General features: G+C 67.4%; 24 protein-coding genes. 12 read left to right on the top strand and 12 right to left on the bottom strand.

What is annotated here, in order from left to right; all coding sequences use genetic code 11:
• Positions 1 to 19 precede the first annotated feature (19 nt).
• Entirely contained in the window at positions 20 to 529 is a 510-nt protein-coding gene (locus tag ACODSL_RS06245) for a response regulator (RefSeq protein ID WP_488900284.1), read from the bottom strand.
• 151 nt (positions 530 to 680) lie between these two features.
• Entirely contained in the window at positions 681 to 1,376 is a 696-nt protein-coding gene (locus tag ACODSL_RS06240; RefSeq protein WP_488899799.1) for a pirin family protein, read from the bottom strand.
• A 155-nt stretch (positions 1,377 to 1,531) separates the two neighbouring features.
• Between ACODSL_RS06240 and ACODSL_RS06235 the strand changes: the two genes are divergently transcribed.
• Positions 1,532 to 2,020 (top strand): DUF1579 domain-containing protein, encoded by a 489-nt coding sequence (locus ACODSL_RS06235; RefSeq protein ID WP_488899798.1) that lies wholly within the window; start codon positions 1,532 to 1,534, stop codon positions 2,018 to 2,020.
• A 67-nt stretch (positions 2,021 to 2,087) separates the two neighbouring features.
• On the opposite strand, the gene ACODSL_RS06230 is transcribed toward ACODSL_RS06235, so the two are convergent.
• Positions 2,088 to 2,471 (bottom strand): VOC family protein, encoded by a 384-nt coding sequence (locus ACODSL_RS06230; protein WP_488899797.1) that lies wholly within the window; start codon positions 2,469 to 2,471, stop codon positions 2,088 to 2,090.
• A 26-nt stretch (positions 2,472 to 2,497) separates the two neighbouring features.
• On the bottom strand, positions 2,498 to 3,070 hold the full coding sequence (locus ACODSL_RS06225; protein WP_488899796.1) for a TetR/AcrR family transcriptional regulator: 573 nt from the start codon (positions 3,068 to 3,070) through the stop codon (positions 2,498 to 2,500).
• Between the two features lie 222 nt (positions 3,071 to 3,292).
• Here ACODSL_RS06225 and ACODSL_RS06220 point away from each other — a divergent pair, with 222 nt between their 5' ends.
• Both ACODSL_RS06220 and ACODSL_RS06215 read left to right on the top strand, forming a co-directional pair.
• On the top strand, positions 3,293 to 5,293 hold the full coding sequence (locus tag ACODSL_RS06220) for a TonB-dependent receptor (protein ID WP_488899795.1): 2,001 nt from the start codon (positions 3,293 to 3,295) through the stop codon (positions 5,291 to 5,293).
• A gap of 95 nt (positions 5,294 to 5,388) precedes the next feature.
• Positions 5,389 to 5,697, top strand: coding sequence for a helix-turn-helix domain-containing protein (locus ACODSL_RS06215; RefSeq protein WP_488899794.1), 309 nt, complete (start codon positions 5,389 to 5,391; stop codon positions 5,695 to 5,697).
• A 29-nt stretch (positions 5,698 to 5,726) separates the two neighbouring features.
• Here the strand turns inward: ACODSL_RS06215 and aroC are convergent, their stop codons facing one another.
• Together aroC and ACODSL_RS06205 are read right to left on the bottom strand one after the other, a co-directional pair.
• Positions 5,727 to 6,848 (bottom strand): chorismate synthase, encoded by a 1,122-nt coding sequence (gene aroC / locus ACODSL_RS06210; RefSeq protein WP_488899793.1) that lies wholly within the window; start codon positions 6,846 to 6,848, stop codon positions 5,727 to 5,729.
• A 38-nt stretch (positions 6,849 to 6,886) separates the two neighbouring features.
• Positions 6,887 to 7,561: a DnaJ C-terminal domain-containing protein gene (locus ACODSL_RS06205; RefSeq protein ID WP_488899792.1), complete on the bottom strand. Its 675-nt coding sequence runs from the start codon at positions 7,559 to 7,561 to the stop codon at positions 6,887 to 6,889.
• A gap of 97 nt (positions 7,562 to 7,658) precedes the next feature.
• Between ACODSL_RS06205 and pdxH the strand changes: the two genes are divergently transcribed.
• Positions 7,659 to 8,327, top strand: a complete 669-nt coding sequence (pdxH, locus tag ACODSL_RS06200) for a pyridoxamine 5'-phosphate oxidase (RefSeq protein ID WP_488899791.1) — start codon at positions 7,659 to 7,661, stop codon at positions 8,325 to 8,327.
• 160 nt (positions 8,328 to 8,487) lie between these two features.
• On the opposite strand, the gene ACODSL_RS06195 is transcribed toward pdxH, so the two are convergent.
• Both ACODSL_RS06195 and udk read right to left on the bottom strand, forming a co-directional pair.
• Positions 8,488 to 9,123: a TetR/AcrR family transcriptional regulator gene (locus ACODSL_RS06195; RefSeq protein WP_488899790.1), complete on the bottom strand. Its 636-nt coding sequence runs from the start codon at positions 9,121 to 9,123 to the stop codon at positions 8,488 to 8,490.
• Positions 9,124 to 9,201: 78 nt separating this feature from the next.
• Entirely contained in the window at positions 9,202 to 9,876 is a 675-nt protein-coding gene (gene udk / locus ACODSL_RS06190) for a uridine kinase (protein WP_488899789.1), read from the bottom strand.
• A gap of 138 nt (positions 9,877 to 10,014) precedes the next feature.
• On the opposite strand from udk, the gene ACODSL_RS06185 reads away from it, so the two are divergent.
• Positions 10,015 to 12,945: a long-chain-fatty-acid--CoA ligase gene (locus ACODSL_RS06185; protein ID WP_488899788.1), complete on the top strand. Its 2,931-nt coding sequence runs from the start codon at positions 10,015 to 10,017 to the stop codon at positions 12,943 to 12,945.
• A gap of 11 nt (positions 12,946 to 12,956) precedes the next feature.
• Here the strand turns inward: ACODSL_RS06185 and ACODSL_RS06180 are convergent, their stop codons facing one another.
• Together ACODSL_RS06180 and ACODSL_RS06175 are read right to left on the bottom strand one after the other, a co-directional pair.
• Positions 12,957 to 13,850, bottom strand: coding sequence for an MBL fold metallo-hydrolase (locus ACODSL_RS06180; protein WP_488899787.1), 894 nt, complete (start codon positions 13,848 to 13,850; stop codon positions 12,957 to 12,959).
• Positions 13,847 to 14,776 carry a hypothetical protein gene (locus ACODSL_RS06175; protein WP_488899786.1) on the bottom strand — a complete coding sequence of 310 codons (930 nt, stop codon included), beginning with the start codon at positions 14,774 to 14,776 and terminating at the stop codon, positions 13,847 to 13,849. Before ACODSL_RS06175 ends, ACODSL_RS06180 begins: the two co-directional genes overlap by 4 nt.
• 211 nt (positions 14,777 to 14,987) lie before the next feature.
• On the opposite strand from ACODSL_RS06175, the gene ACODSL_RS06170 reads away from it, so the two are divergent.
• The 3 genes from ACODSL_RS06170 (at position 14,988) to ACODSL_RS06160 (ending at position 15,874) form a co-directional block, all read left to right on the top strand.
• Positions 14,988 to 15,137, top strand: coding sequence for a hypothetical protein (locus tag ACODSL_RS06170; RefSeq protein ID WP_488899785.1), 150 nt, complete (start codon positions 14,988 to 14,990; stop codon positions 15,135 to 15,137).
• 162 nt (positions 15,138 to 15,299) lie between these two features.
• The gene (locus tag ACODSL_RS06165) at positions 15,300 to 15,563 is read left to right on the top strand and encodes a ribbon-helix-helix domain-containing protein (protein WP_488899784.1); all 264 of its coding nucleotides are present in this window, start codon (positions 15,300 to 15,302) and stop codon (positions 15,561 to 15,563) included.
• Positions 15,560 to 15,874 (top strand): type II toxin-antitoxin system RelE/ParE family toxin, encoded by a 315-nt coding sequence (locus tag ACODSL_RS06160; RefSeq protein ID WP_488899783.1) that lies wholly within the window; start codon positions 15,560 to 15,562, stop codon positions 15,872 to 15,874. Before ACODSL_RS06165 ends, ACODSL_RS06160 begins: the two co-directional genes overlap by 4 nt.
• A 10-nt stretch (positions 15,875 to 15,884) precedes the next feature.
• Here ACODSL_RS06160 and ACODSL_RS06155 read toward each other — a convergent pair whose 3' ends face one another.
• A complete protein-coding gene (locus ACODSL_RS06155; RefSeq protein ID WP_488899782.1) occupies positions 15,885 to 16,292 on the bottom strand; it encodes a TIGR01244 family sulfur transferase in 408 nt (135 codons plus the stop codon).
• Positions 16,293 to 16,388: 96 nt separating this feature from the next.
• On the opposite strand from ACODSL_RS06155, the gene ACODSL_RS06150 reads away from it, so the two are divergent.
• Positions 16,389 to 17,312, top strand: a complete 924-nt coding sequence (locus ACODSL_RS06150) for an ABC transporter permease (RefSeq protein ID WP_488899781.1) — start codon at positions 16,389 to 16,391, stop codon at positions 17,310 to 17,312.
• The gene (locus tag ACODSL_RS06145) at positions 17,309 to 18,217 is read left to right on the top strand and encodes an ABC transporter permease (RefSeq protein WP_488899780.1); all 909 of its coding nucleotides are present in this window, start codon (positions 17,309 to 17,311) and stop codon (positions 18,215 to 18,217) included. Before ACODSL_RS06150 ends, ACODSL_RS06145 begins: the two co-directional genes overlap by 4 nt.
• A gap of 10 nt (positions 18,218 to 18,227) precedes the next feature.
• Here the strand turns inward: ACODSL_RS06145 and ACODSL_RS06140 are convergent, their stop codons facing one another.
• A complete protein-coding gene (locus ACODSL_RS06140; RefSeq protein ID WP_488899779.1) occupies positions 18,228 to 18,773 on the bottom strand; it encodes a hypothetical protein in 546 nt (181 codons plus the stop codon).
• Between ACODSL_RS06140 and ACODSL_RS06135 the strand changes: the two genes are divergently transcribed.
• Together ACODSL_RS06135 and ACODSL_RS06130 are read left to right on the top strand one after the other, a co-directional pair.
• Positions 18,772 to 20,436 carry a peptide ABC transporter substrate-binding protein gene (locus tag ACODSL_RS06135; protein WP_488899778.1) on the top strand — a complete coding sequence of 555 codons (1,665 nt, stop codon included), beginning with the start codon at positions 18,772 to 18,774 and terminating at the stop codon, positions 20,434 to 20,436. The genes ACODSL_RS06140 and ACODSL_RS06135 overlap by 2 nt on opposite strands.
• 296 nt (positions 20,437 to 20,732) lie before the next feature.
• The gene (locus tag ACODSL_RS06130; protein WP_488899777.1) at positions 20,733 to 23,576 is read left to right on the top strand and encodes a TonB-dependent receptor plug domain-containing protein; all 2,844 of its coding nucleotides are present in this window, start codon (positions 20,733 to 20,735) and stop codon (positions 23,574 to 23,576) included.
• Positions 23,577 to 24,441 lie beyond the last annotated feature (865 nt).

Raw genomic sequence — 24,441 nt, 5'->3', positions numbered from 1 at the left:
GTTGCGGAAACGTGGCGGGTCAGTCGACCGGCGCGGCGTCCTGCTGCGGATCGGACGCCCGTCGCCACGGGCCCTGGTAGTGGGGATCGGACTTGCGGCGGCGTTCGGGGCCGAAATAGTCGGCGACCCGGACGAAAGGCCGAGCATGTTCGACGATTTCGCCGATCCGCTCGATGACGCCCCGGGCCGTCACCGGCTTGGCGAGGAATTCGTTGACCCCTGCGTCCCTGGCCTCTCCAACGCGACGGGCGGTCGAGTGCCCGGTGATCATGATGACCGGACACATCTGGTTGGGGCTGTCGGGCGAATTGCGCAGCAGCTTGACGAAGTCGATGCCGTCCAGCGGCTGCATCGCCAGATCGGTCATGACGATATCAACCTGATGGGTGCGCATCAGCTGCAGCGCTTCGGCCCCGTCGGCCGCCTCGTAGACGTGCTTGACGCCGATGGCGCGCAGGATCTCCGTCAACAGCACCCGCATGTGGTGGTTGTCGTCGACCAGCAGGATCTTGATCAGTTCAAAGCGCACGGCGAGGAAGTGTTTCCAGCGAGTGGAAGGAGGCCGGCGACGCATGTGTCGCCAGCCTCAAGGTCCAGACCGCCACTCGTAAGCGGCCCATTCTCGGCCGGTCAAACAAAAAAAGTGAACCGGATCACCGACTTGCCCGTTTCAGGCGCCTTCATGCCGAGTCGACGAGCACCAGTTCGGCATCGGCGACCGCCGTTATGGTCAGTCGCGCCTCGTCCTTGATCGCCGCGCCGTCGCGGGCATTCAGCGTCACGCCGTTGACAGAAACCTCGCCGGCCGCGGCCACCAGATAGGCGTGACGGCCCTCGCCCAGGTCATAGGTGGTCGACTCGCCGGCCTTCAGTGTCGCGCCCAGCACCCGCGCATCCGTACGGATGGGCAGGGCGCCGTCCTCGTCGAACCCGCTGGCCAGGGCGACGAACCGGCCGGACCGGTCGGCCTTGGGAAACGGCTTCTGGCCCCAGGACGGCGGTGCGCCGCGCTCGCGCGGCTCGATCCACAGCTGGAACAGCGTCGTGGTCTCGTCCTCGAGATTGTACTCGGCGTGACGGATGCCGGTGCCGGCGCTCATCACCTGCACGTCGCCCGCGCCGGTGCGGCCCTTGTTGCCCAGGCTGTCCTGGTGGGTGATCGCCCCGGTGCGGACATAGGTGATGATTTCCATGTCGTTGTGCGGATGCGGCGGAAACCCGGATTTCGGCGCGATCTCGTCGTCGTTCCAGACCCGCAGCGCGCCCCAGCCCATGCGGTTCGGGTCGTACCAGTTGGAAAAGCTGAAGTGGTGTCGGGCATTGAGCCAGCCGTGGTCGGCGTGGCCGAGCTGCTCGAAAGGCCTGCGATCAATCATGGGGTATCTCCCTTTCGGACGAAGAGATAGGGAGGCGCCGCGTTAATTGCAACTGGAGTGGTGCCAGAAATATCGCTGACGTCGTCACCCGCCAGCATGCTGACAGGCCCTGACAGCGGCAAGGCCTATGAGGCCCCGAAAAGGGGACCCGCATCGTGACTCCGGATACAAACATCGACGACGGCCGCAACGATTTCGACTTCCTCGTCGGTCGCTGGACCATCCGCCATCGGCGGCTGAACACCCGGCTCGCCGGCTGCGACGCCTGGACGGAGTTCGAAGGCTCCTGCGTGATGCACAAGATTCTCGGCGGCCTCGGCAACATGGACGACAACTGGCTGGAGCTGCCCGAGGGCAGCTATGCGGCCGTGACCTTCCGCCGCTTCGACCCGGCCCTGCGCCGCTGGTCGATCTGGTGGCTGGACGCCCGCTGCCCGGACATCGACCCGCCTGTGCATGGCCGGTTCGGGAACGGCGTCGGCGAATTCCTCGGCGACGACCTGTTCGAGGGGCGCCCGATCAAGGTCCGCTTCCTCTGGTCCGCCATCACCCCCAACACCTGCGAATGGCGCCAGGCCTTCTCCGCCGACGAAGGCGCGACCTGGGAAACCAACTGGGAAATGGCGTTCACGCGGGCGGGGTAGGGGGCGGGCTTGAACGGGGACAGGACAAGCTGTCCCTCGGGACTGCTTGTCCTGTCCCAGCGCGAGATCACCGCCCGGCCGGCTGGAACAGTTCGACGACGTTGCCGGACGGGTCCTCGGCCAGGATCTGCGACCCGCCGGGGCCGGACAGGATGTCATTGCGGAACGCCACCCCCCGGCCGCGCAGGCGTTCGACCTCGGCGGTGATGTCCTCGACAATGATCTGGAAGCGGTTCCACCCGCCGGGCTCGGGCTGGCGTCCGTCGGGCATCGGCCGGCCCGCGGAGCTCTTCTCCCCGCTCAGCAGCAGCCGCATCGAGCCCAGCGCCACCGAGGCGAAGGCCGGCGCGGCGTTCATCTGCTCGGTGAAGCCGAAGTGGCCGACGTACCAGTCGACCGCCGCCTGCACGTCGGCGACCATGTAGCGGACGTTCACGGTGGTCTCTGTCATGTGGAAATCCTTGATGGCGGCGGGGTTCAGGGCGCCAGGGTGCGCCGCAGCAGGCTGGTCAGCGCCGCGACGATGACCGTCCGGTCCGCGCCGCCGGCGACGGCGTCGGCGGCCTCGTGGATCACGGCGAACAGCAGCCGCGCGGTGGGCTCGGGATCGACCGGCCCGAACGCCTGCGCCTCCTGGCCCGCGCGGATGACGGCGCTCAGCCGCAGGATGGCGTTGTCGGCCAGCGGCCGGCGCTCGGCGAAATCGGAATGGAAGATCGCCTCGCCGAACCCCTGACGGGACAGGGTCCAGTCGATGAAGGCGGCGGCCTGCGACTCCACCAGCCCCGGCCAGTCTACCGGCCCCTCGACCTCGGTCGGCAGGGGATGGGACCGGTCGAACTCGGTCACCAGCCGCTGGCGCACGGTCTCGAGCAAGTCGTCGAAGGTCGGGAAATAGAGAAAGAACGTGCCCTTCGCGACGCCGGCCTCGCGGACCACGTCCTCGACCCGCACCCGCGAGCCCTCCACGGCCAGCAGCCGCTCGGCCGCCTCGATGATCTCCAGCTTCCGGGCCTCCGGCTGGAGGCGGCGACGGGTGGGTTTGGGCATGGATCGATCTCTAATGACTGTCAGTCATTAGTTACTGACCGGCGGTCAGTGTCAAGGGGACTCGAGGTCTGGTCCGATCAACCGGCGAAAGCTCCGGGGGTGTCGATCAGCCGCCGCGCTCGCGGAAGTTGGCCTCTGTCCCGCCACGAGCAAATCAGATTGACTCTCTGAAATGTTATATCATAACACTAGCCACTTCCGGTTCTCGAAGAGGCTTCAATCATGGCTTGCCGTACTCTGCTTTTCGCCACCGCTGCCGCTGCAGCGTTCATTTCATCGGCGGCGCTGGCTGACGATTCAGGCGCTGGGCCAACGGTCTCCGAGGTGGTTGTTACGGCCTCTCCCATCGCCGGCGATCCCGACCGGTTCGCCACGATTGTCGATCTGGTCAAACGCGACGAGGTCCTTAGCAACGGCGGAGCCAACCTCGCCGACGCCCTGCGCGATACACCCGGCGTCGCCGGCACGGGGTTCGCGGCCGGAGCCAGCCGGCCTGTCATTCGCGGGATGGACGCCCAACGGGTGAAACTGGTCGAGAATGGCCAGTCCAGCTCCGACGTTTCGGACGTGGGACCTGATCACGGCGTGCCGATCGACCCGCTCGCCGCCCAGTCGGTGGAAGTCGTCCGGGGCGCGGCGACCCTTCGATACGGAAGCCAGGCCATCGGCGGGGTCGTTAACGCGATCAACAACCGCATTCCCATGCGTCCGGTGTCAGGCGTGGAGGGTGACATGTCGGCCGCCTACAATTCCGTGGCGTCGACCGGCGAAGGCGCTGTCAGCCTAGACGCCGGCCAGGGTCCGTTCGCCTTCCACGTCGACGGCTTCGCGCGGCGGGCGAGCAGCTACGACACGCCGATCGGCCTCCAGGCCAACTCCTGGTTCCACGGCGATGGCTACTCGGTTGGCGGGTCCTATTTCTTCGGCGCGGACCAGGACAGCCGCGTCGGCCTTTCCGGCACGCGCTATGAAGCGCGCTATGGCATCCCCGGCGACGACACCTTCATCGACATGCGCCAGAACAAGGGCGCGTTCGGCTCGTCCTTCGCCCTTGGATACGGACCGCTGAAGACGCTCAACGTCGACGTCAGCTATGCTGACTACAGCCACAGTGAAATCGACCCAGCGGGCATGGTCACACTGTCCACCTTCAACAACAAGGAATGGGACGGGCGCGCCGAGGCGGTCTTTGGACAACTGGGCGTTCTATCGGCGGCGGCCGTCGGCCTTCAGGTGCAGGACCGCAAGTTCGAAGGCCTGGGTGAAGCGGCTGACTATCTGCTGCCGACCCATACCCAGAGCACGGCGGGCTTCGTCTTTGTCGAGGCGCCGGTTGGAGGGCTTCAGGTTCAGGGGGCTCTGCGGATCGAAGGTTCGCGGATCAGCGGCACGCCGGCCTTGGGCGTTTCGACCCGGCTGGATTTCACGCCCGTGAGTGTATCGGTGGGCGCCACCTATGATCTCACCGACAGCATCCGCCTGGGCCTAACGGCTTCCAGCGCAGCGCGCGCGCCCGGCCAGACCGAGCTCTTCGCCATTGGTCCGCATGACGGCCCGCAGACTTTCGAGACCGGCAATCCGACGCTCGGGATCGAGCGGGCCAACTCGCTGGAAGCGACCGCCCGCTATCATCCCGACAGCGGCATGAAGGTCGAGGCCTCGGTCTGGGCCAGCCAGTTTGACGGCTACATCTATGGCGCGCTCACCGGTCGCACCTGCGATGAACTCGGCGTCTGCGCCTTCGGCAGCCCCGAGACCCTCAAGGAGCTGAACTATACCCAGCGCAACGCCGACTTCTGGGGCGTCGAGCTGAAGGGGGCCTTCCCCCTCGCCAAGACTGACGGGGGTCAACTCTCGCTCAATGTGCTCGGCGACTATGTCCGGGCGCGCTTCAGCGACGGCGGCGGCGATGTCCCGCGCATCCAGCCGGGCCGACTTGGGGGTGGATTGAGCTGGGACAGCAAGGCCTTCGACGCGAGCTTCCTGGTGCTGGCGGTCAGCGACCAGACCCGCGTCGGCGTCGCCGATTCGCCGACCGAGGGCTACACCTCGGTCGACGCGCAGCTGGCCTGGCGCCCGTTCGACGGATCGCGCCGGTTCGAGGTGCTGCTCGTTGGCCACAACCTCGCCGACGCGACGATTCGCAACGCGACCGCCCTCAACAAGGATGATGTCGTCATGCCCGGCCGGGATATCCGCCTGGTCCTTCTGTCGCGCTTCTGAGCCCCTCAGGTCCAGCCTGCGGGGTGTTCCTGAGACTGCGAGCAAGAAGCCTGACGGGCCCGCAGGCCGTCCGAACGATCCATTCGGAGAGACGCGTGAAACCTGCCTATCTCGGCAAGCGCCGGCAGGCTGAGGTGATCGACGAGGCACAGCGGGCCGTCTGGCTGCTCGTCACGGGCCGGTTTGGACAGCTGCACAATATGGCCGGCCTTACGCAGGCCGACCTGGCGCGAAGGCTTGGGACCTCAAGGCCACAAATTCATGAGTGGCTGTCGGATCATCGCAAGATGAGTCTCAAGGCGGCGGCACGGCTGCTGTCGGCCATGGACGCCAGCCTCGCCTGTCGCCTTGTGGTGGAATCCCGTCCGGGCGACAGCGACCAGTCAACACCCTCGCAACCCTGATCCATGAGTTCGTGATGCCCGAGGGGTGCCTAGCCGCGCTCGCTCGACCCCGGTGAGAACGCCCCGCCGCCTGTCTGCCCGCGATGTCTCAGGAACGCATCCGCCAGCACGCAGGCCATCATCGCCTCGACGACCGGCACCGCACGAATACCCACGCACGGGTCGTGCCGACCCTTCGTCCGCAGCTCGATCTCCGCGCCCGCCTCGTTGACCGTCTCGCGCGGCGTCAGGATCGAGGAGGTCGGCTTGAACGCCACCCGGACCACCACAGGCTGGCCGGAGGAGATGCCGCCCAGCACGCCGCCGGCCTTGTTCGACAGGAAGCTGATGCCGTCATTGCCCATGCGCATCTGGTCGGCGTTCTCCTCGCCGGTAAGCGCCGCTGACGCGAAGCCGGCCCCGATTTCCACGCCCTTGGCGGCGTTGATCGACATCATCGCGGCGGCCAGCTCGGCGTCGAGCTTGCCGTAGAGCGGCGCGCCCCAGCCGGCGGGTACGCCCGTGGCCTCGACCTCGACGATCGCGCCGGTCGAGGAGCCGGCCTTGCGGATCTTTTCCAGGTGCTCTTCCCAGACGGGGACCGTCTCTGCGTCAGGACACCAGAAGCCGTTCTCGCGCGTCTGGTCCCAGTCCCAGCGGTCGCGATTGACCGCGTGCGGGCCGATCTGAACCAGGGCGCCGCGGATCGTGACGCCCTCCAGCACCTTGCGGGCCACGGCCCCGGCGGCGACCCGGGCGGCGGTCTCGCGAGCCGAGGACCGGCCCCCGCCGCGATAGTCGCGCACGCCGTACTTGGCGAAATAGGGCCAGTCGGCGTGACCTGGCCGGAAGGCCTGGGCGATCTCGGAATAGTCCTTCGAGCGCTGGTCGGTGTTCTCGATCATCAGGCTGATCGGCGTCCCGGTCGTGACGGGACCGCCCGTCCGGTCATCCTCGAACACGCCGGACAGGATGCGCACCGCGTCCGGCTCCTGGCGCTGGGTGACGAACTTGCCCTGGCCGGGCTTGCGCTGGTCGAGCCAGACCTGGATGTCCTCGGGCGTCAGCGAAATCCCCGGCGGGCACCCGTCGACCACGCAGCCCAGCGCCGGCCCGTGGCTCTCGCCCCAGGTCGTCACGCGGAAAAGATGGCCGAAGGTGTTGTGCGACATGCGGTGGCTTCTAGACGAAAGTCGGAAGGGTCACAAAGTCACGCCGCCCAGGCAGCCGCGAACTGGCGCAGCATCCGGCGGGCGGGACCCTCGGCGCGCGCCGATCCTGCGGCCAGCCGCACGAACAGGTCGCCCTGCCGATAGTGCTCGCGTTCGGGCAGTCCCTCGCCCGGCAGCCGCACCAGCGCCCGGGCGCCGGCCTTGCGATTGACCCAGACAGTGCGCTCGCCGCGCGGCGTCATGATCGACACCCGCCCGCCGTCGGTCAGGATGGCCGGATCCACCGGCGCGGTGATCCACAGGTCATCGCCGCGCACGATGGCGCCGTCGCCGCGCACCACCACCTCGAAAGACTCGCCCCCGGCGCGCACCTGGTCTCCCGGACGCATGCCGGGCGGAAGCGCCACGCGCAGACGCCGGCCATCGGCGGTCTCGACCATTGCGAGGCCGCCTTGCACGGCGACCTCCGGCGGAATTTCGAGTTCGGCCCGGCGCAGGACCGGCGTGACCGGGACCGGCGGCAGGCCGATTGGCTCCAGATCCTCGCCGCGCAGGAAGCGGTAGGCGTCCATGATTTCGCGAAAGGCGGCCGGATCGCCGCCGGGCCGGTCGGGGTGGTTTCGCTTGGCGGCTTCGCGGAACGCGGCCCGCAGCGCGCGTTCGTCCGCGCCCGGTTCGACCCCGAGCCGTGCGCGCGCCAGTCGCGCCGTCATGTTTCGCCCGTCCCCGGTCATGGCGGGCAAGGTGCGGGAACAGGGTCAATGGTCAGTTAAGCTGAACAATCGCGCCGGCCGCGCTATATCGGGGCGCATGACCGACAAGACCGACCTGATCCCGCCGTCCCCCGCCGAGGCCGACTACGTCAAACAGGTGACCGAGGCCGAGCCTCTGCCCCTGCTGCCGGAGGGCGATCCGATCGCCCTGTTCGAGACCTGGCTGAAGGCCGCCCACCAGTCCGAGCCCAATGACGGCAACGCCATGGCCCTCGCCACGGTCGACGCCGACGGCGTGCCGGACGTGCGCATGGTCCTGCTCAAGGGCGTCGATGCAGACGGGTTCGTCTTCTACACCAACCTCGAAAGCGCCAAGGGCCGCGAGCTGGCGGCCAACCCGGTCGCGGCGCTGCTGTTCCACTGGAAATCCCTGCGCCGTCAGGTCCGGGTCCGGGGGGCGGTTACGCCGGTCAGCGCAGCGGAGGCCGATGAGTACTTCGCCTCCCGCGCCCGCCACAGCCAGATCGGCGCCTGGGCCTCGGACCAGTCCCGGCCGATGACCGAGCTGATGCAGCTGGGCAGGAAGGTCGCCGAGGCGGGCCTTCGCTTTGGCCTCGGCAAGGTGCCGCGCCCCCCGCACTGGTCCGGATTCCGGGTCCGCCCCGAGTCGATCGAGTTCTGGCGCGACCGGCCGTTCCGCCTGCACGAACGGCTTGTGTTCAATCGTGCGGGAACGGGCTGGACGACCCGGCGCCTGTTTCCGTAGGGCCCCCAAATACTCCGCTCATCCCGGCGAAGGCCGGGACCCAGGTTTTTTTGAAGCGGCTGCGCAAGATTCCAATTGGCCGCAGTCCCAGCAGGGACCGCAGGCCGACCACTGAAAACGCCTGGGTCCCGGCCTTCGCCGGGATGAGCGGAAGGGCGGGCTATACTCCCTCGTCCTTGACGCCGTAGCGGGCCAGGAAGGTCTCGACGGCCTCATGGACGATGCTGTCGAGCGGGCGGGCGGGCATCGCGTCGTCTCCACCCAGCAGTCCCAGCAGCAGCGTGGGATGTTCGATCATCCCCTGCAGCTGGCCCGCGGCCCAGGCCGGGCTCTCGACCCGGATCGCGCCATCCGCCTCAAGCGACTGGAGGATATCCACCAGCGTGCCGGCCAGCTGCGTGCGGGCGTGCGCCCGGACCTCGTCGGCGAGGTGCGGGAAGCGGCGGCGCTCTGACACGACCATCCGGAATGTCGCCCGGGCGGGGGCGGTGCAGTAGAAGTCCGCGTACGCCCGGCTGAAGGCCGCCAGTCGCGTCCGCGCGTCGCCCTCGGTCTTTGCGGAGCGTTGTACGTGGGTCGCGATTTCGGCGAGGGCGTCCTTGACCACGACGGTGAACAGGTCGGCCTTGCCGGGAAAATGGGCGTAGAGGGTCGCGGTCGAGACGCCGGCGTCCCGCGCGACCTGCTCCATGCCGGCATGGGAATAGCCTTCACGGGCGAAGAGGGCGCGCGCTGATGCAAGGATGCTGTTCCGTTTTCGCGCGGACCTTGTTTCTCCCGGTGTTGACTTCGCCATGCACCCTCGAAAATGCTGCCTCCGTTCAGCCTATAGGCGAAAAAGGCGCAGTCGCAAGGCGTGGTGACTCAAATCGGATCAGGTCGCCCAGGCGTTGAGCAGGGGGTGTGCCAGCACCGGCGCCAGAAGACGGTCGAATTCGGCGGGGTCATCGGGGATCACCGCGCCGCGGTCGTCGACCAGCACGATATCGGCGCGAGCCCGCGACGGCTCGATCAACCGCTCATGCGCCGGCCGGACGGTGGCGAGGTACTGCTGGATCACGGAGTCCGCCGTGCGACCCCGCTGGGCCTGATCCCGGATCAGTCGACGGATGAACCGTACGTCCGGCGGCGTGTCGACATAGATCCGCAGGTCGAACAGCGCCGCCAGGTCCGGCGAGCACAAGAGATGCGCGCCTTCGACGACGATCAGCGGCGCCGGCGCGATGGTGTCCACCGACGGCAGCCGGCGGTGGGTCTCGAAGCAGTAGAGCGGCGCCTCGACCGTGCCTCCGGCCCGCAATGCAACCAGGTGCTCTCCGAGCAGGGCGTGGTCCTTGGCCGTGACGTCGTCAAAGTCGAAGGTGGCGGCGTCAAAGCCAGGCCGCCCGCCATAGTCGCCGTAGTAGGCGTCCTCGATGACCAGCCGGACCGTCCCAGCGGGCAGTCGCGACTCCAGCGCGCTGGCCAGGGTGCTCTTCCCCGACCCGGACCCGCCGGCGACGGCGATCAGCAGGGGCGGGGACGGGGAGTGGGCGCGGATATCGCTCATGTCGACCTATCGGCCACAATCAGAAGCGCTTGCCAACGGTCAGTATGGTGAATTTTCCCGCTCTGCGCGCCCCGCGTTGCCCGGAAGGCCTTGCGCCGCTAGGGTCTCGCCCGCAGGGAAATCAAGGGGAGTCCGGGCATGCAGGGCCTGATGCAGCAGTCGGCGTTGACCGTCGACACGATCCTGGATCACGCCAAACGCTGGCATGGCGACCGCGAGGTCGTCACCCGGTCGGTCGAGGGGCCGATCGTGCGCACGACCTACGCCCGCATGCACGACCGCGCCAAGCGCGTCTCCAACGCCTTGCTGGGGTTGGGCATCCGGCCGGGCGACCGCGTCGCGACCCTGGCCTGGAACAGCGGCCGCCACATGGAAGCCTGGTACGGCATCATGGGCATCGGGGCGGTCTGCCACACCCTGAATCCGCGTCTGCACCCTGACCAGATCGCCTGGATCATCCGGCACGCCGAAGACCGCATCATCTTCGTCGACCTGACCTTCGTGCCGATTCTCGAGGAAATCCTCGGCAACTGTCCGTCCGTGGAACATGTGATCGTCTTCACCGACAGCCATCACATGACACCGTTCCAGATCCGCGGCGTGCCGACCCTGGCCTGGAAGGGCGCCCACACCTACGAGACCCTGGTGGAGGGCAGCAGCCCCGACGTCGCCTGGGGCGGCTTCGACGAGAACACCGCCGCCGGCCTCTGCTACACCTCGGGCACGACGGGCGATCCCAAGGGCGTCCTCTATTCGCACCGATCCAACTACATCCACACCCTGGTCGGCCTTCAGCGTGACGTGCTCGGTGTCTCGGCGCTCGACACCGTCCTGCCGGTTGTGCCGATGTTCCACGCCAACGCCTGGGGCATCGCCTTCGCGGGCCCCGCGGTCGGCGCCAAGCTTGTCATGCCGGGCGCGAAGATGGACGGCGAGTCGATCCACGAACTGCTGGAGACGGAAGGCGTGACCTTCTCTGCCGCCGTTCCGACCGTCTGGCAGATGCTGCTGCAGCACCTCGACAAGACGAACGGCAAGCTGAGCACGCTCAAGCGCGTGGTCATCGGCGGCTCGGCCTGTCCTGAGGCAATCATTCGCGGCTTCCATGACCGCTACGGCGTGGATGTGCTGCACGCCTGGGGCATGACCGAGACCTCGCCGCTCGGCACCCTCGGCACCGCCAACGCCCGCATCGCCTCGCTGCCTTACGACGAACAGATGGTCTACAAGCTCAAGCAGGGCCGGCCGCCGCTCGGCATCGACCTGAAGCTGACCGACGACGCCGGCAACGAACTGCCGCACGACGCGCGCACCTTCGGCAACCTGAAGGTCAAGGGCCCGTTCGTGGTTCGCGAGTATTTCAAGGGCGCCGGCGGCAAGATCCTCGACGACGACGGCTATTTCGACACGGGCGACGTGGCGACGATCGACCCCGAAGGCTTCATGCAGATCACCGACCGCGCCAAGGACGTGATCAAGTCCGGCGGCGAGTGGATCAGCACCATCGACATCGAGAACATCGCCATGGGCCACCCCAAGGTGGCGCTGGCGGCGGTGATCGGCATGCCCCATCCCAAGTGGGACGAGCGGCCGCTGCTGCTGATCAAGCTGAAAGACGGCGAGACGGCGACCAAGGAAGAGATGCTTCGCTTCCTTGAAGGCAAGATCGCCAAGTGGTGGATGCCAGACGATGTCGCCTTCGTCGACGACATCCCGCTGGGCGCCACGGGCAAGATCGACAAGAAGCTGATCCGCGAGCGGATGAAGGACTATGTCCTGCCGGCCACGCCTGTGCTGGCCGCGGCGACCGTCGCGATGAAGGCCGAGCCGGACCCGGTCCTGCACGCACCCGACAACCCGGATCCGGCGCCCGCCGCGCCGGAGACCGCCGTGGGAAAATCTGAGGCCCCGGCCAGCGTGGCAGCTGCCGTCGGGGCCGAAGAACCCGTGACCGCCGAAGTTGAACACACGTCCGCGCCCGTGGTCGAACCCCCGGCCGAGGAACATCTCGCCTGGTCTTCCTCGGATCCCCTGGAGGACGGCGACGTTCCCGCGGCGCTCCCGAGCATGCCGGACATGACACCCATGTCCGGCGGTACGCCGGCCGCCGAGGCTCCGCTCTCGCTCAGGCCGACACCCGTCAAGGGACCCTTGCCGAAGAGCGGAGAGTCGAGGATCGACGCGCCGCTGGCCTTCGCCCCCCTGCCAGGCATGGGGGATCGCAAGCGCGCGAAGGACAGGCGCAAGCCCAAAGGCAAGGCGGGCGCGAAGTCGACCCGCGGCTGGGCCGACCGCTACCTCGACTTCGCCCTGCTGGTGGCGCTCGCGCCGGCCGCCATGGCGCTGGTCGGCGCGTTCGCCACGAAGTTCGGCGTCATAACCGAGGCGCAGGGCTTCGACGCCATGTTGATCCAGGGGCCGACCGACTCGCTCGGCTGGGCGCCTGCGATCGCTCTTGTCGGCGTGCTGACCGGGATTATCGGCGTTTTGGCCGCCGTCTTCGGCGGCTTCGCGCGGCTGTGGGGCAAGGCGTTTCTGGCCCTCGTCGTCACGGCCCTGACCTGGGGCGCGTTTATCGGCGTCGGCCTCTGGGACACCCGGATCCCCTCGATCCATGACGTGGCGACGGACTGGAAGGACCCGCTGATGTTCTCGCCCACGGCGCTGAAGGCGCGGGGGCCGGACGCCAATCCCGTCGACCCCTCGCCGATCCTGCCGATGGGGTCGCGCGCCTACGCCGGCCGGCCGGTGGCCGAGGTCAACGCCGAAACCTGCCCGGCCGCCCGGCCCGTGACGCTCGCGGCCAACGCGGCCCAGGCCTTCGCCGTGGCCAAGGCTGCGGTCGAGAACGCCGGCATGTCGATCATCACCGCCGATCCGGCGTCAGGCCGGATCGAGGCGACCGCCGTCAGCATGCTCTACGGCTTCAAGGATGATGTCGTGGTGCGCATTCGTCCGGACGGAACCGGCGCCCGCATCGACCTCCGCGCGATCCGCCGCACAGGCGATCGCGATATGGGCGCCAACTGCCACCGCATCGAAAGCCTGGTCAGCGCGCTGGTCGGATAGAGGCTCTTCCGCTAGCCCGCCAGCCGGTAGTCGCTGTCCAGCGTGGGCTGGCCCTCGCAGACGGCGCGGCCCTCCTTCACCAACTGGACCATGTGCGCCATCACCGAATGGGCGGCGGCGGGGTGCAGGCGCACGTCGACAGCCTTGTACAGCTCGGCGACCATCGGCTTGATCCGGGTGTGCCCGGCCTTCAGCGCCGCGATGATCTGGGCCTCGCGGTCGCGGCGATGGTCGATATAGGCCTGGATGAACGGGGCCGGCTCGGTGATCGGCGGACCGTGGGTCGGCCACAGGGTGGAGAATCCGCGCTCCCTGACCCGCTCCAGACTGGCGAAATAGTCGCCCATGTCGCCGTCGGGCGGACTGATCACGGTCGTCGACCAGCCCATGATGTGATCGCCGCAGAACAGGGCGTTCTCTTCGAGCAGGGCGAAGCAGATGTGGTTGGAGGTGTGGCCCGGCGTCGGAATGGCCTCCATGGTCCAGCCTGCGCCCGGGAACAGGCCGCCGTCGCACAGGCCAACGTCAGGCCTGAACGCGCGGTCATCGCCGGCTTCCATCCGGACGTCGGACTCCGTGGCCAGGCCCTGCTTGGCGCAGGCGTAGATGGTCGCGCCCGTCCGGGCGGCCAGCGGCCGGGCCAGCGGCGAGTGGTCCATGTGATTGTGGGTGACGAAGATGTGGGTGATCTTTTCACCGGCGGTCGCCGCCAGGATCGCCTCAAGGTGATCGTCCATGTCGGGGCCGGGGTCGATCACCGCCACCTCGCCGTTGCCGATGATGTAGGTGCCGGTGCCAAGGTAGGTGAACGGTCCCGGGTTGTTGGCCACGACCCGGCGGATCAGCGGCGTCAGCCGGTCAACGACGCCGTACTCGAAGGTCACCTCGCGAACGAAGGGGATCATGCGCCGGCCTCCGCGGTCTTGCCGTCGATCATGGTCAGCAATGCCTTTGACAGTCTGGATATGGCTTCGAGTTTCTGCCGCCACGGCAGGCGCAGCGGCGGCATGTCGGTCTTGTTGACGTCGACAATATAGAGTCGTCCGTCGGCACGGTCGCGCAGGATATCGAGACCGCCCCAGTCGAGATTCATCGCCGCACAGAACCGGCGGATGGTCGCAAGCTCTTCGGCCGAAAACAGGTCGTCCGGCCGATGCAGCGACACGGTGGTGTTGTAGTTGGCGAACCGGTCTCGCACGGGACGGCGCTTGATGAAGGTCAGCACCGGCTCGCCGGCCACGCAGGGCGTGCGCAGATCGACCACGTGGTCGCCGTCGACCGTGTCGATGACCCGCTGATAGACGCGGCCGGGCAGGGGCGGGGTCGGGCACTGTACGATCCGTCCGTCATGGGCGCCGTTGTCCTCGCCTTTTTCGACCGCCGGACCTGTCCAGGTCTCGGGATCGACGGTCAGCGCGTAGCCGAAGACATATTCGAACACGCTGGCGACATGGCTTTTGGATACATCGTCGCAACGGAAGTTGAACTGTCGCTCAAGGTCGCAGGCCGGTGGCTGGCTGATCGTCCGGTCCTCGAAGAAGACAGCCGCTTCCGCGGCGTCCGCCGATCGCGCGAAACGCACCCCGCCCCAGCAGGCTGCCAGCCAAAGCAGATACCAGGGCCGCGGCGCATCCGGCGCGAACCAGACGCGCGGCCCCGGCCGAAACAGCGATGTCACGAGGCCCTTGAGTCGCACGGGGACGTAGTAGGCGCTCCACAGCGCCACATCGACGATCAGGTCACGGTCGATCGCCAGGTCAGCGCCAGTGGCGCGAACCCTTACCCGTCCACCCTCGAAATCGAGATCCGAGGTCCAGAACACCCCTGCCATACAGTTCCTTTCGCCGCCCCCGAGGCTGCGTCGATGTCGTTAACTAGTGGAATTTTGATCACGGACAAACGACGGCTGCGTGACGGACCTGTGATGCGCCCCGCGCGGCAGCCGAAAGTGGAAGCCGGTTTCGGCGACTGCCACTCGCGCAAGTCAAAGTCCGGCGCCGGACTTGCGGACGGTCTCTCCACGGCAGTGGAGATGGCTCAAAATGGCGACGACAGCGGCGATCTTTGTCTCAAAAAGGCTCCAGCGCGCGGCCTTCGCCTTCCTCTGCCTCGTCGCGGCGCAGCTCGTCGTGGCCAGCTGTGAACCGGAGCCATCCGCGATGGCGGCGCGGGTGACGCTGGGCGGGCACTAGTTTTCGCCGGTCCCCCCCCGCATTGCGGGGAGGGGGACCATGCGGATCGTGGTGGAGGGGCGGCGCAATCGGGCCCGGACCGCTCCAGGACCGTGGTCAGGCCCGCTTGATCCGTGAAGAATATTCCACTATATCGGGACAGTCGAGAGTGTGAGGCCTCCCATGTCCAGGACCATGACCTTGAATGTCCGGGTTGGCGGAGCGCTTGGCGACTTTGTCGCCGCGAATGTCGGCGACGCCGGCGCCTACGACAATGTCAGCGAGTACGTGCGGGACCTCATCCGTCGGGACAAGGCGCGGGTCGAAAGCGAAGCCTTCGAACGGCTCAAGGCCGAACTGACGCGCGCCTTCTCCGCTCCCGACAGCGCTTATCGCCCGTTGACGGCGGAGGCCCTGATCGCGCGCAACGGCAGCCCGCAAGAGTGACCGGCTGGCGCGTCAGTGACGGCGCGGGGAGCCGGATCGACGAAATCTACCAGTACACGCGGGAGGCCTGGGGCGAGGATCAGGCGAGAGCCTACGTCGAGGGCCTGTTCGCGCGCTTCGAGGCCATTGCCGCGCGGCGTTTCCCCTGGCGCGCCATTCCGGCGGAGTTCGGTGTCGACGGCTATGTCTGTCGATACGAGAAACACCTCATCTACTGGAAGGTGCTCGGGGACGGCGCTGTCGGCATCGTGACGGTGCTGCACGAACGCATGCACCAGATCGAACGCTTCAGCGACGATTTCGGGGGCTGAAGCCGCCCCGCTACCCCAGCACCCCCGACAGGTCGTACCCCGCCTGCCGCCCCAGCGCCGACAGCTCGCTGCGTGAGCGTACGCCGGACAGCGCCTGGCCGATCGACCAGGTGACGATCGAGCGGGTGCCCGAGCGGCAGAAGGCCAGCACCGGGCCGTCGGCGTCCTCGATGGCCACGCGGTTGGCGGTGATCTGGTCGTCGTTCGGGCTGCCGACGACGGGGATATGCACATAATCCATACCGGCGGCGCGGGCGGCGGCTTCCATCTCGGCGCTGGACGGCTGGCCCGGGACCTCGCCGTCGGGCCGGTTGTTGATCACCAGGGTGAAGCCCTGGGCCGCCGCCGCCGCCATGTCTGCGGGCGCGATCTGCGGGCTGACGGCGAAATCTTCGGTGACGCGGCGAAATTCGGTCATGGCTCGTTCATCCACACTGGGGTTCGTTGACATCATCGGGGCCCGATGAAACCTTCGCAATGTCTTTGCGGCCCTTCCCCGCGCCAGTGAGCCGACATGCTGCGTTTCCTGTTCCGCCGTCTGCTCGTGGCCGTTCCGACCCTGCTGCTGGTCGTCACCATCGCCTTCTTCATGATGCGCGCCGCGCCTGGCAGCCCGTTCGTCAATGAGCGGCAGCTGGCGCCCGAGGTCGAGAAGGCCGTCATGGCCCGCTTCGGCATGGATCGCCCGCTGCCCGAGCAATATCTGAACTACCTCAAGGGCGTCGCCGTCGGGGACTTCGGCCCGTCGCTCAAGTACCGCAACAAGACGGTGCTCGAGATCCTCAAGGACAACTACAAGGTCAGCGCGACGCTCGGCGTCCTGTCGATCCTGCTGGCCATGCTGGTGGGCATCAGCCTCGGCGTGATCGCGGCCCTCCGCCAGAACCGCATCGCCGACTACCTGACCATGGGCGTTGCGATCCTCGGGGTCTGCATCCCGACCTTCGTCACGGCGCCGCTGCTGGTGCTGGTGTTCGCCTCGAAGCTCGGCTGGCTGCCGACCGCGGGCTGGAACGACGGGGCGCTGGCCAACCTGGTCCTGCCGATCACGGTCCTGGCCCTGCCGCAGATCGCCATCATCTCCCGCCTGACGCGGGCCGGGATGATCGAGGTGCTGCGCTCCAACTACATCCGCACCGCCCGGGCCAAGGGCCTGCCGGAGCACCTGATCGTCCGCAAGCACGCCCTCCGCGCGGCCCTCATGCCGCTGGTCAGCTACCTCGGTCCCGCCGCCGCCGGCCTGCTGACAGGCTCGCTGGTGGTCGAAAAGATCTTCAACCTGCCGGGCCTCGGCAAGTTCTTCGTCAACAGCGCCCTGCAGCGCGACTACACGGTCGTGATGGGCATGGTCATCGTCTACGCGCTGCTCATCCTGGTGCTGAATCTGCTGGCGGACATCGTCTACGCGGCGCTCGATCCGCGCGTGAGGCTGTCATGAGCGTGCTGGACATGATCCCCGGCTCGCCGGACCGGGCCGAGCTCCTTCGGAACGCGGTCAAGGGCCGCTCCCTGTGGGACGACGCGACCCGCCGGCTGCTGCGCAACAAGGCCGCGGTCACCGGCATGGTCGTCCTGGCCGTCATGGTCCTGCTGGCGGTTGTCGGGCCGTTTCTCGTGACATTTCCGTACGACAAGGTGACCAAGACCGACGTCTGGATGGCCCCGCTGCACAGCGGCCATCTGTTCGGGACGGATTCGCTGGGCCGGGACCTGCTGGCCCGGCTGCTCGCGGGTCTGGGCGTGTCGCTGGCCATCGGCGTGGTGGCCACCAGCGTCTCGCTGGTCATCGGCGTGGCCTGGGGCGCGACGGCCGGCTACCTCGGCGGCCGCATCGACGAGATCATGATGCGCGTCGTCGACACGCTGTACTCCCTGCCGTTCATCTTCTTCGTCATCCTGCTGATGGTGACGTTCGGCCGGAACATCTTCCTGATCTTCCTGGCCATCGGCGCGGTCGAATGGCTGACCATGAGCCGCATCGTGCGTGGCCAGACCCTGTCGTTGAAGAGCAAGGAGTTCATCGAGGCGGCGAGGGCGGCCGGCCTGTCCTCCAGCCAGATCATCTTCCGCCACATCGTCCCCAACCTGCTGGGGCCGGTGGTGGTCTACGTGACCCTGACCATCCCGGCGGTGATCATCGCCGAGAGCTTCCTGTCGTTTCTCGGGCTGGGCGTTCAGCCGCCGATGGCCTCGCTCGGAACCCTGATCGCCGGGGGCGCGCAGGACATGGAGATGGCGCCCTGGCTCCTGATCTTCCCGTCGGCGACGATGATCGTGACCCTTATGGCCTTCAACTTCATCGGCGACGGCCTCCGGGACGCGCTCGATCCGAAGGACCGCTAGGATGCGACGGTCAGTTGTCGCGATGCACGCGGATGTGGCTGTAGCCGATGGTCATCATGAAGCTGCCCATGGTCGCCGACCGGATCTCGACGGTGGTCCCGGCCTTGGGCTCACGCGACACCCGTTCATTGTCGACCTGACGCCAGACGGCACCGTCGGTCATGCGGATGGTCCATTTGCCGGTCGCGTCCTGGCCGGCCGACTCGACGGTCGCGGTGATCTTGTCGAGCGCCTCGGTCCGCTCGCCGCCGGTCATGAAGGACGGCATCTGGAAGTTGAAGCCGAACGCGGCCTTGCGAGCCTCCTGCACCTGCGCGCGATCGACGACCACGACCTCGCCGGCCTTCTCGGCGGCGTCGAGCGACGCGGCGGCGGCGTCGAAACAGGCGAGCCGTTCGGTCGGATCCTGCATCTGCCGACAGGCGACGATCGCCTGCAAGGGCGCGGCGCGACCCTTGATCGGCGAGGCGGCGAGACTGGCCCCTGTAGCCAGAAATACTACCGCTCCGGCGGCCACGACGGCGCCGGCATTCCGGCGCAGGGCGAGCGATGACATGGGCGACTCCCGAAACACTGAGACCGCCATTGAAGGGCCGGGCCGCGTGATCCGCAATCTCTTCCTTGTCAGCCTCGCCGTGCTGGGCCTCGCGGCCTGTGGTCAGTCGGCGCCGGCCCGTCCGGCCTGCCCGCCGGGCAAGGTCTGTCTGCAATACGGCAACGCCTCTGAACCCCAGACGCTGGACCCGCATCTGTCGACCGGCACCTGGGAAGACCGCATCCAGAGCGACATGCTGGTCGGCCTGACCCAGTCGGACCCCGCCGGCAAGCCGATCCCGGGCATGGCCACGAGCTGGGATATCAGCCCCGACGGCCTGGTCTGGACCTTCCATCTGCGCGACGCGAAGTGGTCCGACGGCGTGCCGGTCACGGCCGACGACTTCGTCTTCTCGTTCCGCCGGCTGCTCGATCCGAAGACGGCGTCCGAATACGCCTCCGTCTTCTTCCTCGTGAAGGGCGCCCAGGCGGTCAACGAGGGCAAGGCGCGGCCGGAAACGCTCGGCGTGTCGGCCCCTGACGCCCATACGGTGCGCATCGAGCTGACCCATCCCGCCCCCTATCTGGTCGAGCTGGCCAAGCATCACACCATGTATCCGGTGCCGAAGCATGTGGTGGAGCGCTGGGGCGAGGACTGGATCAAGCCGGAGCATTTCGTCGGCAACGGCGCCTACGTGCTCAAGGAGTTCCGGCTGGGCAACTACGTGCGGTCGGTGAAGAACCCGCTGTTCTGGGACGCCGACAAGGTCTGCGTCGACGAGATCTACTACTACCCGACCAATGACTCGATTTCGGCCGAACGCCGCGTGGCCCGCGGCGAGCTGGATGTGAACACCGATATCCAGTCCAACCGTATCGCCTTCCTGCGCACGAAGATGCCGGCCTATGTGCGGACCAACACCTACCTCGGCGTCGTCTACCTTGCCTTCAACAACAACCCGAAGACCGGCTATCCGCCGTTCCGCGACAAGCGGGTTCGCCAGGCCCTGGCCATGGCCGTGGACAGCGACTTCATCGCCACGAAGCTGTTGCGGGGCGGCCAGCTGCCGGCGAAGAACTTCACCCCGCCCGGGGTGGCCAACTACAGCGGCGCCGAGCCTGCCCACTGGGCCAACTGGCCGCTGGCGAAGCGCCAGGCCGAGGCGCGCCGCCTGCTGGCCGAGGCCGGCTACGGTCCCGGCCACCCGCTGAAGCTGGAAATCAAGCACCGCAATACGCCGGACCCCATGCTGTTCATGCCGGCGGTCCAGGCGGACTGGAAGGAGATCGGCGTCGAGGCGACCCTGGCCCAGGAGGAGACCCAGATCGCTTACCAGGACTACCGCACTCGCGCCTTCCAGGTGGCCGACGCGGCCTGGATCGCCGACTACAATGACCCGACGAGCTTCCTCGACCTGCAGCGCTCGTTCTACGGACCGCAGAACTACGGCGACTACAACAACCCCGAGTACGACCGGCTGATGGCGCTGGCGGACAACGAGCCGAACGTGGCCAAGCGCGCGGCGCTGATGGCGCGGGCAGAGCACATCATGCTGGAAGACGCCCCGATCGCCCCGGTCTACTTCTCGGTGAACAAGAATCTGGTCCGCCCCGAAATCACGGGCTGGGTCGACAACCTTCTGGACCACCACCGGACTCGCTGGCTCTGCATGAAGCCGCGCTGACCGGCGCCGAGTCGCCACGGCTTCAACATCGCAGGGTCCTTTTTGGTGGCCCCGACCCCGAATCGGGGAATTCCGCGCCCCAAACTCGCCTTTCGGGCGGCCCGCTGTTGCCAATGTGCGACATTCTCGCGGCTGTGGTGTGACGTTCCTGTAATCTCCGTTGACCCCTGTTTCCGTGGGGAGCAAGGATCGGCTCAACCGGGCGTTCAGAGCGCCCGGAGTCCTATTCGTCCAGACTTTTTGAGGGGGCGCGATTCCCGGAGACCCCGGGCCGCGCTGAACCGGAGGGAATTATCTTGAGGCTCCAATCCACGCGCGGTCGCCTGCTGGCGTCCACCATCATCTGCGGAGCGGCCATCGCCGCCGCCGTGCCTGCGTTCGCGCAGGACACCACCGTTGATGCCGTCGTCATCACCGGCTCGCGCATCGCGCGCCAGGACTACGTCGCCAACAGCCCGGTTTCGACCGTGACGGCTGAGCAGATCGAAACGACCGGCAGCCTGCAGGTCGAGCAGATCCTGAACGCCCTGCCGCAAGTTGTTCCGGGCTTCACCGCCGCGTCGAACAACCCCTCGGACGGTACGGCCACGGTCGACCTGCGCGGCCTCGGCCCGCAGCGCACCCTGGTTCTGGTCAACGGCCGCCGCACCACGCCGGCGACCAAGGGCTTCTCCTCCACCGACCTGAACACGATCCCGACCGGTCTCATCGACCGCGTTGAAGTCGTGACGGGCGGCGCCTCGGCCGTGTACGGCTCGGACGCCCTGGCCGGCGTCGTCAACTTCATCCTGAAGAAGAACTACGAAGGCCTGGAACTGGGCACCCAGTACGGCATCTCGGGTCTCGGCGACGGTGAGCAGTTCAACCTGTCGGTCCTGGCCGGCGCCAACACCGCCGACGGCCGTGGCAACGTCACGACCTACCTGTCCTACTACGACCGCGACGCGGTCATGCCGGACACCAGCGATCGTCCCTGGTCCTACTACAGCAACGCCGGCGGTTCGGCCACGGGCACGGCTCGTCTGGACAACGTTCCGCTGAACCCCTTCGCGCCCCAGGCCACGGCCGCCGGTTGCGCCGCCGGCGCCACCTCGCGGAACCTCTCCTTCAGCCCCTCGGGCGCGATTCGCGGCTTCTGTAACGACTTCGACATGACGGCCGCCGTCAACGACCGCTACAACTTCTCGCCGGTCAACCCGCTGTTGTCGTTCGACGAGCGCTGGACGGCCACCGTCCTGGGCCGTTACGACATCACCGACGCCGTGGAAGCGACGTTCGAAGTCAGCTACGCCGACAACCGTAACGGCGCCCAGCTGGCCCCGACCCCGGCGACCGGCGTCAGCATCGCCGTCACCAACCCCTTCCTGTCGCCGACGGCCCTGGCCGCCCTGGCCTCCCGCCCGACCCCGGCTGCGAACGCGGTGTTCCGCCGCCGCATGATTGAAGTCGGCGCGCGCCAGCAGGACCACAACAACAAGACGTTCAACGTCAACTTCGGCCTGAACGTCGACCTGCCGAACGACTGGACCCTGGAAAGCTACGTCAGCTACGGCCGGACCGAGTTCACCGATTCGACCCGCAACGACGTCTCGCGTTCGCGCCTGTACGCCTCGCAGTCCGGCACGACCGCCGCCTGCTCGGCCGCGGCCCTCGCGATCTTCCCGACCTGTATCCCGGTCAACCTGTTCGGCGCCGGCAGCATCTCCACGGCAGGCGCAAACTTCATTCGCCTGAACTTCACCGACCAGACGATCTTCGAGCGGACCACCGCCTCGGCCATCGCGTCCGGCAAGCTGTTCACCCTGCCGGCCGGTGACGTCGCCGTCGCCGTCGGTGTTGAATACCGTGAAGACTCCTTCTCCTACACGCCGGACGCCGCCCACGCTTCGGGCGACATCTTCGGCTTCAACATGGAACGGGGTGTTGGCGGCGGTTACAGCGTCGGCGAAATCTACGGCGAAGCCGTGGTTCCGCTGGTGAAGGACGTCCCGGGCGTTGAATACCTCGGCCTCGAACTCGGCGCTCGCTGGTCCGACTACAGCTCGGTCGGCAACGTCACGAGCTACAAGGTCGGCGGCGAATACGAGCCCTTCGACGGTCTCCGCTTCCGCGCCATGTACCAGCGCGCCAGCCGCGCCCCGAACGTGTTCGAACTGTTCCAGGCCGGCGACCAGGGCTTCCCTGCGGCGACCGATCCCTGCTCGACCGCGAACGTCAACACGGGTGCGGCGACTCCGGTCACCAACGCCACCACGCTGGCGATGTGCACGGCCCAACTCGGCGCCAACCCCAACACGATCGGCTACGTTCAGCCGAACTCGCAGCTGGAAGCCTTCTTCTTCGGCAACCCGAACCTCGCCGAAGAAGTGTCCGACACCTACACCGTCGGCCTGGTCTGGCAGCCGGAGTTCATCTCGGGCCTGAAGCTGACCCTCGACTACTATGACATCAAGGTCGACGGTTACATCGGTTCGATCAACGGCGGCACGCAAGGCACGATCAACGCCTGCTACGCTTCGGGCAGCTTCGCTTCGGCGGCCTGTAACGACGCGGCCGTCGGTGCCCTGACCTACCGCGACACCACCGGTGAGCTGAAGATCCGTGTGCCGCTCGGCAACGTGTCCGCTCTGCGCACCAAGGGTGTCGACCTCGGCGTCAACTACGGTCTCGGCCTCGGCTGGTGGGGCAGCAAGCCCGACTCGTTCGGCGACAAGATCGATATCGGCCTGAACCTGACCTACCTCGACTCCTATGTGCTCGACGGTATCGACTACAAGGGCACGATCGGCGCCTACAATATCTCGGCCACGCTGCCGGAATATAAGGCCGTCCTCCGCGTCGGTTACGACATCGGACCCGTGCGCTTCACCTACATGGGCACCTACTGGGACTCGATGGACAACCAGGGCAACATCCCGGCCTTCGCCGACGGTGGTTACGTGGGCGTCGACTCCTACTGGTACCACGACGTCAACGCTCAGTGGGCGGTCAACGATACGGTCGAAATCTTCGGCGGTATCCGCAACCTGGGCGACGAGCAGCCCCCGGTGTTCGACAACGCCAACGATGGCAACACCGACCCGAACTCCTACGACGTGCTCGGCCGCTACTTCTACGTGGGTGGCAAGCTGAAGTTCTGATCCACGGATCAGTCCTGAATTGGGGGCGGCGGACTTCGGTCCGCCGCCCTTTTTCTTTGTGTTTGCTCTTTCCTCTCCGCGAAGCGGGGAGGGGGACCCTGCGAAACAGGGTGGAGGGGCAGCACCGGACGGGCCGGAAGGACCGGAATTCAGGATGGGTCCGCTGGCGTCCGCGCCGCCCCTCCACCGCCGTCCCGGCGGTCCCCCTCCCCACGGCGTGGGGAGGAAGCTCCGAGCGCTACCGGCCGATCCCCGCGCCCAACCCGCTGAAATCCCTCACCTCCGTCCCCGCTACGCTACAGCGCAAAACAATCTGTCCATCACCCCATCGGCCCACCCCCATACTCACCCCATCCCGCTGCAGGGGAGGGCGTCTCGGCCAGGCGATCCGATGCGGCGGCGGGGTGGAGTTCGAGCGGGAAGCTCCGACGGCGCCAGTCGTTCAGGTCCCTCATCGCCGGCGTTGGAGCCGGGCGGCGAGATCAGACCGGAACGGCCTCTGGCCGAAGGAGCGGCAGGTGAGCGGGGGCTACGCTCACGGTCCGGGGAGGGTCAGCCTCCCCCCGCCCGCCGGAGGCTTCTGCCGGCCAAGCCCTAAGAGGGCTGCCTACCGGCGGCCACCGGATAACGGACTTCGCGGCGCGCGACGGTCTTCCCACCGCTTGCACCCTCTACCAACAAACATCCGGGCAAGCCCGGAGCGCGCCGCGCCCTCCTCATCCTTCAGCCGGACACGGCGTGAAGCCGGAAAGCCGCGTCCCGGGGACATGTACCGCAGGTACGTGTCCCCTAATCGAGCGGCGGGTTTGGGGGACACGTACCTGCGGTACATGTCCCCGCCGCCCAACGAAAAAGGGCGGGGATC

Source organism: Caulobacter sp. FG121 (genome assembly GCF_057809815.1).
Note: the sequence above shows the minus strand (reverse complement) of the source record. Positions and strands in the feature narration are given on the sequence as shown.

Coding starts and splice junctions, on each gene's coding strand:
- ACODSL_RS06240 (WP_488899799.1), bottom strand. CDS start 1,376: ATGATTGATCGCAGGCCTTTCGAGCAGCTCGGCCACGCCGACCACGGC.
- ACODSL_RS06230 (WP_488899797.1), bottom strand. CDS start 2,471: ATGACAGAGACCACCGTGAACGTCCGCTACATGGTCGCCGACGTGCAG.
- ACODSL_RS06225 (WP_488899796.1), bottom strand. CDS start 3,070: ATGCCCAAACCCACCCGTCGCCGCCTCCAGCCGGAGGCCCGGAAGCTG.
- ACODSL_RS06220 (WP_488899795.1), top strand. CDS start 3,293: ATGGCTTGCCGTACTCTGCTTTTCGCCACCGCTGCCGCTGCAGCGTTC.
- aroC (WP_488899793.1), bottom strand. CDS start 6,848: ATGTCGCACAACACCTTCGGCCATCTTTTCCGCGTGACGACCTGGGGC.
- ACODSL_RS06205 (WP_488899792.1), bottom strand. CDS start 7,561: ATGACGGCGCGACTGGCGCGCGCACGGCTCGGGGTCGAACCGGGCGCG.
- pdxH (WP_488899791.1), top strand. CDS start 7,659: ATGACCGACAAGACCGACCTGATCCCGCCGTCCCCCGCCGAGGCCGAC.
- ACODSL_RS06195 (WP_488899790.1), bottom strand. CDS start 9,123: ATGGCGAAGTCAACACCGGGAGAAACAAGGTCCGCGCGAAAACGGAAC.
- udk (WP_488899789.1), bottom strand. CDS start 9,876: ATGAGCGATATCCGCGCCCACTCCCCGTCCCCGCCCCTGCTGATCGCC.
- ACODSL_RS06185 (WP_488899788.1), top strand. CDS start 10,015: ATGCAGGGCCTGATGCAGCAGTCGGCGTTGACCGTCGACACGATCCTG.
- ACODSL_RS06180 (WP_488899787.1), bottom strand. CDS start 13,850: ATGATCCCCTTCGTTCGCGAGGTGACCTTCGAGTACGGCGTCGTTGAC.
- ACODSL_RS06175 (WP_488899786.1), bottom strand. CDS start 14,776: ATGGCAGGGGTGTTCTGGACCTCGGATCTCGATTTCGAGGGTGGACGG.
- ACODSL_RS06170 (WP_488899785.1), top strand. CDS start 14,988: ATGGCGACGACAGCGGCGATCTTTGTCTCAAAAAGGCTCCAGCGCGCG.
- ACODSL_RS06165 (WP_488899784.1), top strand. CDS start 15,300: ATGTCCAGGACCATGACCTTGAATGTCCGGGTTGGCGGAGCGCTTGGC.
- ACODSL_RS06155 (WP_488899782.1), bottom strand. CDS start 16,292: ATGACCGAATTTCGCCGCGTCACCGAAGATTTCGCCGTCAGCCCGCAG.
- ACODSL_RS06150 (WP_488899781.1), top strand. CDS start 16,389: ATGCTGCGTTTCCTGTTCCGCCGTCTGCTCGTGGCCGTTCCGACCCTG.
- ACODSL_RS06145 (WP_488899780.1), top strand. CDS start 17,309: ATGAGCGTGCTGGACATGATCCCCGGCTCGCCGGACCGGGCCGAGCTC.
- ACODSL_RS06135 (WP_488899778.1), top strand. CDS start 18,772: ATGGGCGACTCCCGAAACACTGAGACCGCCATTGAAGGGCCGGGCCGC.
- ACODSL_RS06140 (WP_488899779.1), bottom strand. CDS start 18,773: ATGTCATCGCTCGCCCTGCGCCGGAATGCCGGCGCCGTCGTGGCCGCC.